Annotated in this window: 13 protein-coding genes; 9 read left to right on the forward strand and 4 right to left on the reverse strand. The window is 61.3% G+C overall.

Translation table 11 applies throughout. The features are described 5' to 3' along the window. Positions 1-13 precede the first annotated feature (13 nt). Together NA647_RS14795 and NA647_RS14800 are read right to left on the reverse strand one after the other, a co-directional pair. A complete protein-coding gene (locus NA647_RS14795) occupies positions 14-574 on the reverse strand; it encodes a response regulator transcription factor (protein WP_256058382.1) in 561 nt (186 codons plus the stop codon). A 27-nt stretch (positions 575-601) separates the two neighbouring features. Beyond that, positions 602-1,861, reverse strand: coding sequence for an ATP-binding protein (locus tag NA647_RS14800; protein ID WP_256058383.1), 1,260 nt, complete (start codon positions 1,859-1,861; stop codon positions 602-604). A gap of 320 nt (positions 1,862-2,181) precedes the next feature. Here NA647_RS14800 and NA647_RS14805 point away from each other — a divergent pair, with 320 nt between their 5' ends. The 6 genes from NA647_RS14805 (at position 2,182) to NA647_RS14830 (ending at position 9,192) form a co-directional block, all read left to right on the forward strand. Further along, the gene (locus NA647_RS14805; protein ID WP_256058384.1) at positions 2,182-2,877 is read left to right on the forward strand and encodes an SIMPL domain-containing protein; all 696 of its coding nucleotides are present in this window, start codon (positions 2,182-2,184) and stop codon (positions 2,875-2,877) included. Positions 2,878-3,134: 257 nt separating this feature from the next. Further along, positions 3,135-5,363 (forward strand): TonB-dependent receptor domain-containing protein, encoded by a 2,229-nt coding sequence (locus tag NA647_RS14810; RefSeq protein WP_256058385.1) that lies wholly within the window; start codon positions 3,135-3,137, stop codon positions 5,361-5,363. A 162-nt stretch (positions 5,364-5,525) separates the two neighbouring features. Continuing rightward, positions 5,526-6,119, forward strand: a complete 594-nt coding sequence (locus NA647_RS14815; RefSeq protein ID WP_256048338.1) for a PepSY-associated TM helix domain-containing protein — start codon at positions 5,526-5,528, stop codon at positions 6,117-6,119. 9 nt (positions 6,120-6,128) lie between these two features. Continuing rightward, complete coding sequence (locus tag NA647_RS14820; protein WP_256058387.1) at positions 6,129-6,638, forward strand: DUF2271 domain-containing protein; 510 nt, start codon at positions 6,129-6,131, stop codon at positions 6,636-6,638. Positions 6,639-6,654: 16 nt separating this feature from the next. After that, positions 6,655-7,530 carry a DUF4198 domain-containing protein gene (locus tag NA647_RS14825; RefSeq protein WP_256058388.1) on the forward strand — a complete coding sequence of 292 codons (876 nt, stop codon included), beginning with the start codon at positions 6,655-6,657 and terminating at the stop codon, positions 7,528-7,530. A 93-nt stretch (positions 7,531-7,623) separates the two neighbouring features. Beyond that, positions 7,624-9,192, forward strand: coding sequence for a flavodoxin domain-containing protein (locus tag NA647_RS14830; protein WP_256058390.1), 1,569 nt, complete (start codon positions 7,624-7,626; stop codon positions 9,190-9,192). A 162-nt stretch (positions 9,193-9,354) separates the two neighbouring features. On the opposite strand, the gene NA647_RS14835 is transcribed toward NA647_RS14830, so the two are convergent. Further along, complete coding sequence (locus NA647_RS14835; protein ID WP_256048342.1) at positions 9,355-10,518, reverse strand: type III PLP-dependent enzyme; 1,164 nt, start codon at positions 10,516-10,518, stop codon at positions 9,355-9,357. Between the two features lie 441 nt (positions 10,519-10,959). Here NA647_RS14835 and NA647_RS14840 point away from each other — a divergent pair, with 441 nt between their 5' ends. The 3 genes from NA647_RS14840 (at position 10,960) to NA647_RS14850 (ending at position 13,363) form a co-directional block, all read left to right on the forward strand. Continuing rightward, entirely contained in the window at positions 10,960-12,543 is a 1,584-nt protein-coding gene (locus NA647_RS14840) for a peptide chain release factor 3 (RefSeq protein WP_256058392.1), read from the forward strand. A 71-nt stretch (positions 12,544-12,614) separates the two neighbouring features. Then, complete coding sequence (locus NA647_RS14845) at positions 12,615-12,923, forward strand: hypothetical protein (protein WP_256058393.1); 309 nt, start codon at positions 12,615-12,617, stop codon at positions 12,921-12,923. Positions 12,924-12,955: 32 nt separating this feature from the next. Further along, the gene (locus tag NA647_RS14850) at positions 12,956-13,363 is read left to right on the forward strand and encodes an endonuclease domain-containing protein (protein WP_256058394.1); all 408 of its coding nucleotides are present in this window, start codon (positions 12,956-12,958) and stop codon (positions 13,361-13,363) included. A 229-nt stretch (positions 13,364-13,592) separates the two neighbouring features. On the opposite strand, the gene NA647_RS14855 is transcribed toward NA647_RS14850, so the two are convergent. Then, positions 13,593-15,998 carry a membrane-bound PQQ-dependent dehydrogenase, glucose/quinate/shikimate family gene (locus NA647_RS14855; protein ID WP_256058395.1) on the reverse strand — a complete coding sequence of 802 codons (2,406 nt, stop codon included), beginning with the start codon at positions 15,996-15,998 and terminating at the stop codon, positions 13,593-13,595. Between the last annotated feature and the right edge of the window lie 54 nt (positions 15,999-16,052).

Genomic DNA, 16,052 nt, shown 5'->3' on the forward strand with positions numbered 1-16,052 from the left:
CAAGGCTGCCTTTCTACCGCCTTACCGGACGCTTCTGCAGTTTGCGCTGCAAGGTCCGCCGGTGCATACCCAGTGCGCGCGCCGTGGCGGATATGTTGCCGTCGTGCTCGGCCAGTACGCGTTGGATATGCTCCCACTGCAGGCGATCAACCGACATCGGATTTTCCGGTACCAGCGTGTCCAAATCGGCATGTTTGGAAAGCAACGCGGCGAGCACATCGTCAGCATCGGCGGGCTTGCACAGGTAATTGCAGGCGCCACGCTTGATGGCCTCGACCGCAGTGGCGATGCTCGAATAGCCGGTGAGGATGAGCACCTTCATTTCCGGGTCCAGCTCAAGCAATTTGGGCAGCAGCACCAAACCGGAATCGCCATCCATCTTCAGGTCCAGCACCGCGTAGTCAGGGAGCTCCTGCTTGGCCATCTCCAGGCCTTCTTCAGCCGACCCGGCGATGCTGACCTGCAAACCACGACGGCTCATGGCCCGCGCCATGACACGGGTGAATGTGGGATCGTCGTCCACCAGCAGCAGATGAGGCTGATCTTCGCCGTCGTGCTGCAACTCTTCAGTCATGCTTGCATTCCTCGCGTTAGTGTCACGTCAGGTTCTGGCCCGCACCGAGCCATGCGGCAGGCGCAACTCGGTGAGGGTGCCACCTTCTTCGTGATTGTAGAGCTTCACCGTACCACCAGCGCGGGTGACGCTGGCCTGGCTCAGGAACAAGCCGAGACCGAACCCCTTGCCTTTGGTCGTAATGAAAGGTCGACCGATCTGTTCGGCGATTGCCAGCGGTACACCGGCGCCATGATCGCGAATGGTCAGCTTGATCCACTGCGCATCCCAATCCAGGCGAATATCCAGATTATCCGGGCTGGCATCGGTGGCGTTGTTCAGCAGGTTGAGCAGCGACTGCCCTAGATCAGCCGGCGGCATCAAGCGCGGGGGCGTACCCTTGCCCATGCACTGAAAGCGGAAGGTGGCCTCCGGGTGCATCAGATGCCAGCGCTGCAATACCGACTCGACCCATTCACGCGCCGTCTGTTCGACGACAGCCTGCCGGCGATCCGCCTCCGCGGCACGCACCAGCTGACGCAGGCTTTCCTTGCACAGCTGAACCTGCGATTGCAGCAACGCCAGATCCTCGTTCAACTGAGGTTGCTGGTAATCCTGTCGCAACTCCTTGAGCAGCACGCTCATGGTCGCCAGCGGCGTCCCCAGCTCGTGCGCCGCTCCAGCTGCCTGCGTTGCCACGGCGAGCAATTGCTGATCGCGCATGCTTTCTTCTCGGCGCTGGGCCTGAAACTGTTCCTGGCGCCTCAACTGCTCGGCCATGCGCGCCACGAAAAACGTAATCAACGCGGCGGCCAGCGCGAAGCTCAACCACATTCCGTAAACTAGCAAAGTTGTGCGGTCAACTGGCGGCACGATGACTGGGTCGTACCACACCAGCATCAGCGTGTAGCCCGCAAGCGCCAGGCCGGACAGCACGACCGAGTACAGCCACGGCAGGGTCGCCGCAGCGATAGTCAGCGGCACCAGGTAGTAGGAAACGAACGGATTGGTCGAGCCGCCCGAGTAGTACAGCAACGCGCTGTGAATCAGCAGGTCGGCAGCCAGATGAACCGCGTATTCGAGCTCGGTCACCGGCCAGGGCCCACGCAGCCGCAGCGCGGTGCCCAGGCAGATCAGCGCCGAGACGGCCAGTGTGACGCCCAGATGAAACCACGGCAGCCCGAACATTTGAGTGGCATAGGCGAGCCCCACCGCGCCCGCCTGCGCGGCGAGCACGAGGATGCGGATCAGAGTAAGTAGCCGTAGATTCTGGCGACTGGCTGAAAGCAGGTGAACGGATGCGTACATGGACTCTCCAACGGAGTCGCGAGTATAACCAAGGCGCCCGAAAGACAGCCCTTCGTGCGGCAACGCGACGCACAAAAAACTGCATCGCGCCGCTCAAGGTCTAACAAGCTGTTGAAAAACGTTGGCGAGACAGTCAAGACAAGGCGGAGAAACGGACCGGGCTCGCGCTCGAGTTACGAGTTCGTAGATGAGTATTTCGACCGGACTGGCGATCTGTAACGCTGGTTCGATGCGGCCGGCCAGGCAACGCAGATAGTTTCCTAACAGCCTGTTAAAGTCTCTGCGCCGCACCACTGGTGCCATCGAACTCAGGAGCCGTCATGTTCGTATCCGTAACCCGCAGCGTCGCACTGCTGGCCTCTATCACTTGCCTCTCGGCTGTCGCCGAGGAGCAACACTACAACCAGATTTCTCTGCGCGCCGAGGCCACCAGCGAAGTGGCGCACGATCGCATGCATGTCACGCTTTACAGCGAGGCCCAGCACGAGGATCCGGCGCAGTTGGCCGCGCAGACGACCGAAGCCATGAACAAAGCTTTGCAGCGTGCGCGCTTGGCGAAAGGCATCGTCGTCAGCCAGGGCAGCCGCAGCAGCTATCCGGTCTACGAAGAAAAAGGGCAGCAGATCACCGCCTGGCGCGAGCGCGCCGAGTTGCGCCTGGAAAGTGGCGATTTCGCCGCGCTGTCCAAGCTTACCGGTGAGCTGATGCAAGACCTCAAGATGGGCAGCATGCAATTCAGCGTCTCCGACGCCATCCGTAAACAGAACGAGGACGCCTTGCTGAAGGATGCCGTCGCGGCCTTCCGCGCCCGCGCACAGTTAGCCACCGAAGCGCTCGGCGGCGGCGATTACAAGATCGTCAGCCTTAATCTGAACAGTAGCGGCCGTTACCAACCTGAAATGATGCGCAGCGTGGCGATGAAAAGCATGGACGCCATGCCTACCCCCGATATAGAGGCCGGCACCCGTCAAATCAGCATTGACGCCGACGGCGTGATCGAAGTGCAGATGCCCTGAGCCAGTGGGAAATCTGACGCCTCCTCTGGCAAACCAGCCGAGGGGGCCGTTGCAAACGGGGCGGGCTAGTAGACGGCGCACCCTATCGCAACCCTGCTAAACAATTTGATACACACTCGCAAAGCCCGACGGCGCAAGGCGCGCAGCCTTGCAGCCTCGACTCGGCAGCGATTTGCCGTCACGACATCATTTCAAACCGTTATCGCGAATCACTATCATGCGCGCCAAATAATGCTTCTAACAAAGGATCTCAGCGCATGTACGCCCCGTTCACTCGCTCAGCACTGGCCGTAGCCTTGCTCGGCTGCAGCTTCCATACGTTTGCCGACACCAGCCCAGTTACGCTGAGCGACACAGTGGTCAGCGCCTCGGGTTTTGAGCAGAAGATTACCGAGGCTCCGGCGAGCATCAGTGTAATCAGCAACGAAGAGCTCCGGACTAAGCGTTACAGCAACCTCGCCCAGGCGCTGGACGAAGTGGAAGGAGTCGACATTCGCCAGGGCACCGGTAAAACCGGCGGCCTGGATATCAGCATGCGTGGCATGCCCAGCGACTACACTCTGATACTGATCGATGGGCGCCGTCAGAACACTGCCGGAAACGTTACCCCCAACGGTTTCAACGAAACCCGTACAAGCTTCATGCCGCCGCTGTCAGCTATCGAACGCATCGAAGTGATCCGTGGCCCGATGTCCACACTCTACGGTTCGGATGCAATGGGAGGCGTGGTCAACATCATTACTAGAAAAGTAGCTGACAAATGGGGCGCTGCGGTCACGCTGGACCATACTTTTCAGGAGGACAGCGATTATGGCGACACCAGCAGCACCAGCGTCTACGCCAGCGGCCCACTCGCTGAAGGATTACTCGGCCTGGCAGTGCGCGGGAGTTTCTATGATCGTGAAGAGTCGAACCTGACCTTCGATAACGACTCGACCGTAAGCAAGCGCGGCGCTTCTCCAGTCGAAGGCCGCAACTACAACATCGGGACCCGCCTCACCCTGACCCCTCACGATGATCACGATTTCGCTCTGGATTTCGAACGCGGCCGGCAAGTTTACGAGAACGACAACTGTCAACTGGGCACCCTCGATGGCAAGGCTTCGACCGGCAGTAATGCCGTAGCTGGCTGCGCCGCAGACGACCCGACCAACATCAGCGGCTATCAGGATCAGCTACGTTTCGAGCGCGATCAATTCGCTCTCAGCCACACCGGACGGCTGGGCTTCGGCACCCTGGACAGCAGCATCACCTACAACCAGACCGAAACTATCGGCCGTACCATTCCCGGCACCCTTGGTGTGCCGTACGACGCGCCCTATCAAGCCATCATCGGTGGCGAGGATCGGGAGCTCGAATCCACCGACCTGGTTTTCGACACCAAGCTCGTCGCGCCTCTAGGCGACAACCATATCCTCACCGTGGGTGGTCAGTACTGGGACGCCGAAGTGACCGATGGCGTCGCAGGAGAAGATTTCGCACAGAAATCCTGGGCACTCTTCGTCGAAGATGAGTGGCGGCTGCGCCACGATCTGGCGCTCACCCTTGGTGCACGTTACGAGGATCACGAAGCGTTTGGTGGTCACATCAGCCCGCGCGCCTATCTCGTCTGGAACACGACAGACAGCTGGACGATGAAAGGCGGTGTCAGCAAAGGCTACAAGACTCCGACACTCAACCAGTTGCATGACGGAATCAGCTCGATCAGCGGCCAAGGCCAGAATGTTTCGTTCGGCAATCCGGACCTGGACCCGGAAGAATCGACCAACACCGAGTTCGGCGTGTACTACGACAACCTTTCGAACTTCAACGCCAACGCGACCCTGTTCCATACGAAGTTCAAGGACAAGATCGATACCGGCCCAAGCCAGGCAAATTGTTTTTTCCCCGACTCGCCTAATCAGCCAGGCTGCGTGAGCTATGGCCCGGGTTACCAGCAGGAGTTCTTCTCGCAGGACATCAATATTGGCGAGGCCCGGATCCGCGGCTTCGAGCTGGCTGGCAAATGGGCGTTCGCTCCAACTTGGAGCGTGAGCGCCAACTACACCTATACCGACAGCGAGCAAACTACTGGGGCAGACAAGGGCGCACGCCTGACCAATACACCTATGCACATGGCGTTTGCCCGCCTGAGCTGGCAAGCGACCGATCAGCTGAACCTTTGGTTCAAGGGTGAATACCGCGGTGAGCGTGCGCGCTTCAACCAGCGCTACGCAACCCTGACGAACGCTAACAGACAGGTAATCGACGCCGCGGGCGACCTCGAAGCCTACGAGGTTTTCCATCTGGGAGGCTCATACAAAGCCACGCAAAACCTGACGCTCAATGCCACTATCTACAACCTCTTCGACAAGGACTTTACCACCGGCACCTATTACAACAATGGCGCAAGCTGGGTCTCCGACTATGCACAGATCGGTCGCGGCACCGACGGCGTCATCGAAGAAGGCCGCCGCCTCTGGCTGTCCGCCGACATCACGTTCTGAGCCAACAGTGTGACGCTGATGAAGCCGGGGTTTACTCCGGCTTCATCGCATTAGGATCAGCTGCCTGCCTCGAGACGCGAATGTATGCCATTGGTAAATCTTTAGCGTTTGAAAGATCAAGCGCCCTAGAATCCGCCATTCCTTCACACGACAAGGACCACCATGCACCTCTGGCTCGGCACGCTCCGCCAATGGCACTGGATCAGCTCTGCGCTGTGCCTGGTTGGCATGTTGCTGTTCGCGGCCACGGGGATCACGCTCAACCATGCCGCGCAGATCGAGGCGCAACCCAGGGTGACCGAGCGCCAGGCCGAGCTGCCACAGGCTCTGCAAAGCCAGCTGTTGTCCCAGACGCCTGAAGCCGGACTCCCCGATGCGCTACGTCAGTGGCTCGAGAGTGAACTGAGCATCGACCTCTCCGATCGCGACGCCGAATGGTCTGACGGCGAACTCTACATCGCACTGCCCCGCCCCGGCGGCGACGCCTGGCTGAGCCTTACGCTGGAAAACGGCGAACTGCTGTACGAGTCCACCGATCGCGGCTGGATTTCCTACCTCAACGACCTGCACAAGGGCCGCAACACCGGCACCGCCTGGAGCTGGTTCATCGATATCTTCGCGGCAGCCTGTGTGGTCTTCAGCCTTACCGGACTGTTGCTACTGCAGCGTCACGCCAGTGGCCGGCCGACGACCTGGCCGCTGGTCGGGGCCGGGTTGGTTATCCCGCTGCTGCTGGCGCTGCTTTTCATTCATTGAGGATCTGCCATGCGAAAGACCCTGCTGTTGCCCCTTGCCCTGCTCAGCGCGCCGCTGATGGCCGCCGAGCTGAAAATCGAGGTGGAAATTCCTCGTCTGCAGGTTGCCGAATATCACCGCCCCTATGTGGCACTGTGGCTGGAGCAACCGGACAAGAGCCATGTCGCCAACCTTGCCGTCTGGTACGACCTCAAGCTCAAGGACAACGAGGGCGAAAAATGGCTCAAGGACATGCGCGAATGGTGGCGACGTAGCGGTCGCAGCCTGGACATGCCAGTGGACGGCGTCAGCGCCGCGACCCGCGCAGTCGGTACTCACAGCCTGAGGTTCACCGACGACAGCGCACCTCTCAACGACCTGCCTGCGGGCGAATACCGCCTGGTGGTGGAAGCCGCGCGTGAAGTCGGCGGGCGCGAACTGCTGCGCCTGCCGTTCAGCTGGCCGCCGGAAAAAACCGAAACGCATCAGGCCCAGGGCGAAAGCGAACTGGGCGCCATCACCCTCGAACTGACCCATTGACCCAAGGAAGCCCAGCATGAAACCGATGATCAAATGGACCGCCCTGGCCCTGGCCGTTTGCCTGCCACTGTCCGCACAGGCCCATCGCGCCTGGATGCTGCCCTCGGCCACGGTGCTGTCCGGCGAAGACCCATGGATTACCGTGGACGCAGCCGTCTCGAATGACCTGTTCTATTTCGAACATTTTCCTTTGCGCCTGCAGGGCATCGGTCAACTCGATCAGGCTCCGGCTGGCGGCCCGCCCGGCATGCGTCCACGTCCGGCTGCGCAACTGCAAGTGATCGCGCCGGATGGCTCCGCCGCACAGCCGGAGAACGGCAGCATTGGCCGCTATCGCAGCACCTTCGATGTGCATCTAACCCAGAAAGGCACCTACAAGCTGGCGGTCGCCAATAACGGCCTGGTTGCGCGCTGGAAAGAAAATGGCGAAACCCGCCGCTGGATGGGCAACCCGGACGCGTTCGCCAAGGAAGTCCCAGCCAAGGCCGAAGATCTCCAGGTGAGCCAGAACAACAGCCGTATGGAGGTGTTCGCCACGTCCGGAGCACCGACCAAGACGGTGCTGGAGCCCACCGGCAATGGCCTGGAACTGTCTCCAATCACCCATCCCAACGACCTGTACGCGGGCGAAGCGGCGGAGTTCGTTTTCCTGCTGGACGGCAAGCCGGCTGCGGGCGTGGATATTAGCGTGATCCCCGGAGGCAATCGCTACCGCGACGAGCTAGGCGAAATCAAGACCACCACCGACGAGACGGGCAAAGTCAGCATCACTTGGCCGGAAGCGGGCATGTACTGGCTGGAAGCTGAACTGACCACCGACAAAGGCGTCAGCAAGCCGGCCAGCGAACGTCGCGCCAGCTATAGCGCCACGCTGGAAGTGCTGGCGCCCTGATCGCAACCATTGATCGCCCCGTTAGGGCCTGTTGGAGCTTCGTCACTGCGGCGAAACATCAACAGGCCCTAGGGGCGGTTCCGGATTCTCCCTGTGTTTTATTCCGCATTCTTACGGGCCCTGCGCTTCTGGCCGCTGCTGGTGGTTGCAGCGTTGGCCGTTGCGCTGCTCTGGCTCAAGCCAGCCCGTGAGCTATCCGCTGCGCTGGTCATGGCGACCTATCTGGGTGGCTGCCTGCTTGTCTGGCAGCGACAGCGCCGCCCCTTCGGCGCCCTTGATGCCGATGGCCAACTGCTCGTGGCCTATGCCAGTCAGGGCGACCAGGCCCGGCAATACGCCGAGCGCTCGGTCGATCAATTGCAGCAAGCTGGCTTGCCTGCGCAGCTTTGCGCGCTTTCCGAACTGACTCCGTCCGCCTTGGCAGAGATGCCGCGCGTACTGTTCGTGGTCAGCACCTATGGCGAGGGTGAGGCGCCTGACAACGGCGCGCACTTTGCGCGGCAACTGCAGACCACAGAGATCCGCCTGGATCATCTGGAGTACGCCGTGCTGGCACTGGGTGACCGCCGCTACCGGCATTTCTGCGGCTTCGGCAATCGCCTCGACGCGCGCCTGCGCGCTCTTCATGCGACACCATTGTTCGACCGCGTAGACGTCGATCGTGGCGAAGCCGGCGCCCTGCGCCATTGGCAGCAGCATTTGGCATTGCTCACTGGCCACCAGCCGTTCAGCGACTGGCTAGAGCCGTCCTATCAAAGCTGGAAGCTGCTCGAACGGCGCTGCCTCAACCCCGGAAGCGCCGGCAGGCCGATCTCCCATCTGAGCCTCGCGCCGCCCGATACCGCTGTGCATTGGCAAGCGGGCGATATCGCCGAAATCGGCCCCAGGCAGCCACGCGAGCGAATCGAGGCGCTGCTGGACAGCCTGGGGCTGGACGGAGACTCCATTACCGAAGACGGCACCGCGCTGCGCGATGCGCTCGCCCTGCGCCAGTTGCCCGAACAACCGCACGAGGTGCAGGGACTGACAGCCCAGGCGCTGCTGGACAGCCTGCCCGCCCTCGCCCACCGGGCCTATTCGATTGCGTCGTTGCCAACGCAAGGCCGGCTTGAATTGCTGGTACGGCAGATGTATCAACCCGATGGCTCACCCGGCGTCGGCAGCAACTGGCTCTGCCGCGAGGCACCAATGGCTGGCGAGATCGACCTGCGCATCCGTGCCAACCCCGGCTTCCACGGGCCTGCGGCACAAACGCCGATGATTCTGATCGGTAGCGGGACAGGACTGGCTGGACTACTGGCACATCTGCGCGAACGTGAGCGCACGCCTGGAACGCGTAATTGGTTGTTGTTCGGCGAACGCAATGCCGCCTGCGATGCGTTGTTTGCCGACGAGCTTCGCCGCTGGGACGAAACAGGCCATCTGACCCGGCTGGACCTGGTCTTCTCGCGCGATCAACAGGAAAAGCGCTACGTGCAGCACCTGCTACGCGATGCGGCTGATGAATTACGCGCTTGGGTCGAGGACGGCGCAGCCATTTATTTATGTGGCAGCCTGGATGGCATGGGCCGCGAGGTGCACAGCATGTTGCTTGGTCTGCTGGGCGAACAAACGCTGGATGCGCTCGGCCAGCAAGGCCGCTATCGCCGCGATCTCTACTAAGCCCTATACAGCAACCCGGTGAACCGAGCCTGTCGGGGGGGGGATCGACTTCCGGCTTGAAGGCATGGCCAGACAAGCGGGAACCGACTCGACCTAGGCCTTTTTCAGTATCGAAACGAAAACGCCCCGGGACTCAGCCCGGGGCGTTGGGGTATCAGATGCTTACAGGTAGTAAGCCTTCAGCGGCGGAAAGCCGTTGAACTCCACGGCGCTGTAGCTGGTGGTGTAAGCGCCAGTGGAGAACCAATACAGGCGGTCACCGCTGGCTAGGTTCAGCGGCAGGCCGTACTTGTAGTGCTCGTACATGATGTCGGCGCTGTCGCAGGTCGGGCCGGCGATCACCACCTCTTCCATCTCGCCCTTCTTCTCGGTCCAGATCGGGAACTTGATGGATTCGTCCATGGTTTCGATCAGGCCGCTGAACTTGCCCACGTCGGTGAACACCCAGCGTTCGACCGCGGTACGCGACTTGCGCGACACCAGCACCACTTCGGATACCAGCACGCCGGCGTTGGCGATCAGCGAACGGCCCGGCTCGAGGATGATCTCCGGCAGCTCGTCGCCGAAGTCGTCCTTGAGGAAGCGGATGATCTCGTCGGCGTAGGTGGTCAGGTCGTTGGTCTTGGCGATGTAATTCGCCGGAAAGCCGCCGCCCATGTTGATCATCTTCAGGACAATGCCGTCCTCTTCCTTCAAACGTTCGAAGATCACCTTGACCTTGGCGATGGCCGCATCCCAGACGTCGATGTCACGCTGCTGCGAGCCGACGTGGAAGGACACGCCGTACGGGTCCAGGCCTAGCTGCTTGGCCAGGATCAGCAGATCCAGCGCCATGTCGGTCTGGCAGCCGAACTTGCGTGACAGCGGCCAGTCGGCGGTGTTGGAACCCTCGGTGAGGATCCGCACGTAGACCTTCGAACCCGGCGCGGCCTTGGCAATGTTGCGCAGGTCGGCTTCCGAGTCGGTGGCGTACATGCGCACGCCCCTGTCGTAGAAGTAGCGGATGTCCTTGGCTTTTTTGATGGTGTTGCCGTAGCTGATGCGTTCCGGGCCGACGCCGGTGGCCATCACCTTGTCCAGTTCGTAGATCGAGGCGATGTCGAAGTTCGAACCCTTGTCGCGCAGCAGCTCGGTGATTTCTGTGGCCGGATTGGCCTTCACGGCATAGTAGATCTTGGCGAACGGGAAGTTGCCGACCAGCTGGTCGTACGAATCGCTGATGATCTTGGTATCGATGACGACGAACGGGGTTTCGCGCTCATCGGCGAATGCCTTCATCTTCTGGAAGGTTTCGCGCGGATAGTAATCTTCGATCTTGATCGACATGCATGGCTCCAAATCGGGAAACGTAAAGTCGGATAAGGGGTGAGCAAGAACGCCTGATCAGTTTCCCCACTTTGGTTCGCCTACTTCCCAAGGCATGTCGCCGAGTATCACGGCCAGGTCGACGGCAACGGGTGCGGTGACCTGGTGAATCCTGATCTCTCGTCGTCAGTACTTGAGCCGGATGGATCGTTGCCAGCATGGACGTTCGGGCGCGAACTTTAGAACCACAGCTGATCGATATCAATGAAAAATCCGTACTCGCTTCCGTTTTTTCCCGTGTCGACGAACCTACCCTTATTCAAACCGACAAATGTGACGCAGCGATGTTCCCCCCTCCGGGCCTGGTCAGCCCAGGCGCAGCGACGTGCGCCACGCTGAGGGACAGCCTTTGCGTTATAATCGCCGGCTTTTTTCCGACACGCTTTCAATACCGGGACCGCCATGACCTCTCAGGCCGCCGAAGTCGCGAAGCGCCGCACCTTCGCCATCATTTCCCACCCCGACGCGGGCAAGACCACCATCACCGAAAAATTGCTGCTGATGGGCAAGGCCATCGCCGTCGCCGGTACCGTGAAGTCGCGTAAATCCGATCGCCACGCGACCTCGGACTGGATGGAAATGGAGAAGCAGCGCGGCATCTCCATCACCACGTCGGTGATGCAGTTTCCCTACCGCGAGCACATGATCAACCTGCTCGACACCCCCGGCCACGAAGACTTCTCGGAAGACACCTACCGCACCCTGACCGCGGTGGACTCGGCGTTGATGGTTCTCGACGGTGGTAAGGGCGTCGAGCCGCGCACCATCGCGCTGATGGACGTTTGCCGCCTTCGCGACACGCCCATCGTCAGCTTCATCAACAAGCTCGACCGCGACATCCGCGACCCAATCGAACTGCTCGACGAAATCGAGGCGGTATTGAAGATCAAGGCCGCGCCCATCACCTGGCCGATCGGCTGCTACCGCGACTTCAAGGGCGTCTACCACCTCAAGGACGATTACATCATCGTTTACACGCCAGGCCACGGGCATGAGCGCACCGACGTCAAGATCATCCAGAACCTGGACTCCGACGAGGCGCGCAAGCACATCGGCGACGAGTACGATCGCTTCGTCGAACAGTTGGAACTGGTCCAGGGCGCATGCCATGAATTCGATCAGGAAGAATTCATCAAAGGCCAGCTGACACCGGTGTTCTTCGGCACCGCACTGGGCAACTTTGGTGTCGATCATGTGCTCGATGCCGTAGTCGACTGGGCGCCCCGCCCACTCCCACGCGCTGCCAACGAGCGGGTAGTCGAGCCGGTGGAAGAGAAATTCACCGGGTTTGTCTTCAAGATCCAGGCAAACATGGATCCCAAGCACCGTGACCGCATCGCCTTCATGCGCATCTGCTCGGGCAAGTACGAAAAAGGCATGAAGCTGCGCCACGCGCGCGTCGGCAAGGACATCCGCATCGCCGATGCGCTGACCTTCTTCTCCAGCGAGCGTGAAATGCTCGAACAGGCCTGGGCCGGCGACATCATCGGTCTACACAACCACGGCACCATCCAGATCGGCGATACCTTCACCGAAGGCGAAAACCTCGGTTTCACCGGCATCCCGCACTTCGCTCCGGAGCTGTTCCGCCGCGTGCGCCTGAAGGACCCACTGAAATCCAAGCAGCTGCGTCAGGGCCTGCAGGAACTAGCCGAAGAAGGCGCCACGCAGGTGTTCTTCCCCGAGCGCAACAACGACATCATCCTCGGCGCCGTCGGCGTGCTGCAGTTCGACGTCGTCGCCAGTCGGCTGAAGGAGGAATACAAGGTCGAGTGTGCCTACGAGGCGATCAACGTCTGGTCGGCTCGCTGGATCGAGTGCAGCGATGAGAAAAAGCTCAAGGAATTCAGCGACAAGGCCTACGAGAACCTGGCGGTCGATGGCGGTGGTCACCTGACCTACCTGGCACCGACGCGGGTCAACCTGAGCTTGATGGAAGAGCGCTGGCCGGATGTGAAATTCAGGGCGACGCGCGAGCATCACTAACCGAGAGAAACGCCACAGTCAGCATCTGGCCGATGGGCTATGTTTCCGGTTCCACACATCGGAGCAACATCATGCGGAACCTTCTGCTCGCTCTTGCTCTTTCCACCTCTGCCGCTCAGGCAGGGGTGCTGATCAACAGTCCGTTCTGGGTCGTCGCGCTGACGTGCGCCAATAATCAGGAATGCTATGCCGCCAGCAACGGCAGCTACACCGGCTCGCTGAATGGCGCTCGGCGCTTCGACGATCAGACCCAGGCGACAAAGTTCTTGAACAGCCTGACGTCCAGTCTGCGGGACAAGTCTCCACGCATGGAGCAGCATGCGGAGCAGCAGTGCGTGGAGCCCAGCGGGGATCGCAAGTATCCGGGGCGGCCCTGCTGACTTGGGCCTGTCCATCTCACAAGGATTGTGAAATGCCGAACGAACGCGCCTCAACCGAGCAGCGGCTATTCGCCAAGCGCCTACGCAGCCAGCTCACTGATTGCGAACGCCTCCTGTGGCGGCAGTTGCGTAATCGTCAACTGGGAGGAATGAAGTTTCGACGTCAGCATCCTAGTCCACCGTATGTGCTGGATTTCTATTGTGCGGAACGGATGCTGGTCGTCGAGCTCGACGGTGGCCAACACTACGAGGAAATCGGCCTGGAGAAGGACCGGCTGAGGACTGACTATCTGGAGCGCCAAGGCTTGGAAGTGCTGCGGTTCAGCAACCTGGACGTGTTGCAAAATCTGGATGGCGTTCTGACTGAAATACTCCGTTGGGTCGAGGCCCGCTCCCCTCACCCCAACCCTCTCCCCAAAGGTGAGAGGGAGCTGGACTGAGGCGATCCCGACCACCGTAGCGACGCGCAGCTGTCGATACGCTAAGGCTTCAACCGTTACTCGCTGCGACTTACAAGGTCAGCCAGACCCAATACGCCGCTCCCACTCGAAACAGTCCCCTCTCCCCTCAGGGGAGAGGGCTAGGGTGAGGGGACGTGGCGCCGCCGTACACCTTCGGCTATACCGGCAACGGCGCTCACCAGGCAACCCAACGCCTGAATATCAGCGCCTATTGCCCTTCCTCCAACGTCCACGCCACCACCGAATCCCCAATCTTGGTCCCAAACGATCCGTGCCCGCCGGCCATCTGCACGACGTACTGCTTGCCGGTTTTCTCCGAGACATAGGTCATCGGCGTCGCCTGCCCGCCCGCCGGCAGCCGCCCCTTCCACAGCTCTTTACCGCTCTGCAGGTCATAGGCGCGCAGGTAGTAATCCAGGGTGCCGCTCATGAAGGCGACACCGCCAGCGGTGACGATCGGCCCACCCAGCGCCGGCGTGCCCACCGGGAAGGGGATGCCGAGCGGCGCGCTGTCGCGGCTGGTGCCATTCTTGTGCATCCAGACTTTTTTCATGCTGCGCAGATCAACTGCAGTGACGAAGCCCCATGGCGGCGTCTGGCACGGCAGACCGAGCACCGACATGAACGGCTCCAACCGCACCATATAGGGTGCACCGAGGTTGGGTTGCAGCCCAGTCTCGCCGCCACCGGTGCGTTCTTCTGGATCGACTTCGCTGCGCTTGACCATGGTCGACTTGAACGCCAGATAGTTCGGCGCACCGAACAGCAGCTGCCGGCTCGGATCGACCGCCACGGACGGCCAGTTGAAAGTGCCCACATTTCCCGGATAGATCAGCGAGCCTTGCTCCGACGGCGGCGTAAAGTCACCGTCATAGCGCAGCTTGCGGAACTGGATGCGGCACATCATCTGGTCTAGCGGTGTGCCACCCCACATGTCCTTTTCATACAGCGGCTCGTCCGGTGCATAGCTGAGCGCAGAAACCGGCTGGGTCGGCGCCGCATAGTCACCTTCCACTGTGCCCTGCGGTACCGGAATTTCCTCGACCGGAACGATCGGGACGCCCGTGCGGCGGTCCAGCACGAACAGGTCGCCGCGCTTGGTCGGCTGGATGATGGCCGGCACCTTACCCTGCGGCCCGTCGATATCCACCAGCGTGGGCTGGGACGGCAAATCGCGGTCCCAGAGGTCGTGGTGCACCGTCTGGAATTCCCAGCGCACCTTGCCGGTCTCCAGACCGAGCGCGACGAGGGTGTCGGTAAAGCGCTCGGATTCGGGCGTACGCGGCACGGCCCATTGGTCCGGCGTCTGGTTGCCGGTGGGGATATAGACCAGCCCCAGCGCCTCGTCGGCAGTAGCAATGGTCCAGGAATTCGGCGTGCTGCGCACATAGGTCTCGCCCGGTGCCAGCGGATCGGTAGCATCCGGGTTGCCCGGATCGAAATTCCACACCAGTCGCCCGTTGCGCACGTCATAGGCACGAATGACGCCGCCGGGTGAGTCCACCGCACCGTTGTCGGTAATCGAGCCGCCGACGATGACCAGCTTCTCGGTTACTACAGGGGGCGACGTCGGCAGATAAACGCCCAGCGCGCCTTCGCCGAGGCCGAGTTTCAGGTCCACCACACCGGCATCGCCGAAGTCCTCGCAAGGCTTGCCGTCTTCTGTATCCAGCGCGATCAGCGTGCCGTCATTGGTTGGCAGAAACAGCCGGCGCTCACAGCGGGCCGCAGCTTGGTCCGGCGGCGGGACACTCGTCGCGCCCTGGCCATAGGAACCGGCATCGTGAAACGCGAGGCCGCGGCAGGTCATGTGCTGGTAGTACTCAGCATCACGGTTGATGCTCGGATCGAAGCGCCAACGCTCCTCGCCAGTATCGGCATCCAGCGCGATAGCGATGCTGTGCGGCGTGCAGATGAACAGCGTGTCGCCCACTTTCAGCGGCGTCACCTGATTGGTCAGCTCGCCCGGATCGCCCTCACCCGGCAAATCGCCGGTGTGATATTCCCAGGCCTTCTCCAACCGCCCGACGTTTTCGGGAGTAATCAGGTCCGCCGTCGAATAGCGATCACCATCGCTGGAGCCGCCGTAGGCTGGCCACTCGCTTGCCGAGCGCCCCGCCTGTCCGTCGGGTTCGAGGCCCTGCATCTGCGCGTCGCTGAACGCGCCCTCGATCGAGTGATAGTCCTGCGTCAGCGAGTAGCCGGCCATCAGCGCCCCGGCCAGCAAGCCGAGCCCGAGCAACCCACTGGCGCCGTCACGCCAGACCAGCCGATCGCTCACGTACCGATTGACGAAGGGCAGAATCAGCCAGAGGCCGAGGATGCACCAGAGATCAATTCGTGGCGCCAGCTGCCACCAATCGAACCCGACCTCGTAGAACGTCCAGACCAGAGTCGCCAGCAACTGCAATGCATACAACCAGATAGCCGCACGCCGCCGGGCAAACAGCAGAGCGGCGACGATGAGCAGCACGATTCCAGCGCTCAGGTAATACCAGGACCCACCCAGTACCGCGAGGTAACCACCGCCGATCGTCATCAGCGCCCCCAACACCAGCACAACAATGGCCGTCAGGGTGATACGCAAGGGACGCGGCCCGTATTCGATGCTCATCCAACGCTCTCCAGCCGGTTCGTTTCAACGCAAAAGCTGGCGAAACGTTCTGAC

This window comes from Stutzerimonas stutzeri, from assembly GCF_024448985.1.
In the GTDB taxonomy this organism is placed as follows: domain Bacteria; phylum Pseudomonadota; class Gammaproteobacteria; order Pseudomonadales; family Pseudomonadaceae; genus Stutzerimonas; species Stutzerimonas stutzeri_AP.

Bases quoted from the DNA above. Each gene is read 5' to 3' on its own strand.
- NA647_RS14795 (WP_256058382.1), bottom strand. From the start codon at position 574: ATGACTGAAGAGTTGCAGCACGACGGCGAAGATCAGCCTCATCTGCTG.
- NA647_RS14800 (WP_256058383.1), bottom strand. From the start codon at position 1,861: ATGTACGCATCCGTTCACCTGCTTTCAGCCAGTCGCCAGAATCTACGG.
- NA647_RS14805 (WP_256058384.1), top strand. From the start codon at position 2,182: ATGTTCGTATCCGTAACCCGCAGCGTCGCACTGCTGGCCTCTATCACT.
- NA647_RS14810 (WP_256058385.1), top strand. From the start codon at position 3,135: ATGTACGCCCCGTTCACTCGCTCAGCACTGGCCGTAGCCTTGCTCGGC.
- NA647_RS14815 (WP_256048338.1), top strand. From the start codon at position 5,526: ATGCACCTCTGGCTCGGCACGCTCCGCCAATGGCACTGGATCAGCTCT.
- NA647_RS14820 (WP_256058387.1), top strand. From the start codon at position 6,129: ATGCGAAAGACCCTGCTGTTGCCCCTTGCCCTGCTCAGCGCGCCGCTG.
- NA647_RS14825 (WP_256058388.1), top strand. From the start codon at position 6,655: ATGAAACCGATGATCAAATGGACCGCCCTGGCCCTGGCCGTTTGCCTG.
- NA647_RS14835 (WP_256048342.1), bottom strand. From the start codon at position 10,518: ATGTCGATCAAGATCGAAGATTACTATCCGCGCGAAACCTTCCAGAAG.
- NA647_RS14840 (WP_256058392.1), top strand. From the start codon at position 10,960: ATGACCTCTCAGGCCGCCGAAGTCGCGAAGCGCCGCACCTTCGCCATC.
- NA647_RS14845 (WP_256058393.1), top strand. From the start codon at position 12,615: ATGCGGAACCTTCTGCTCGCTCTTGCTCTTTCCACCTCTGCCGCTCAG.
- NA647_RS14850 (WP_256058394.1), top strand. From the start codon at position 12,956: ATGCCGAACGAACGCGCCTCAACCGAGCAGCGGCTATTCGCCAAGCGC.
- NA647_RS14855 (WP_256058395.1), bottom strand. From the start codon at position 15,998: ATGAGCATCGAATACGGGCCGCGTCCCTTGCGTATCACCCTGACGGCC.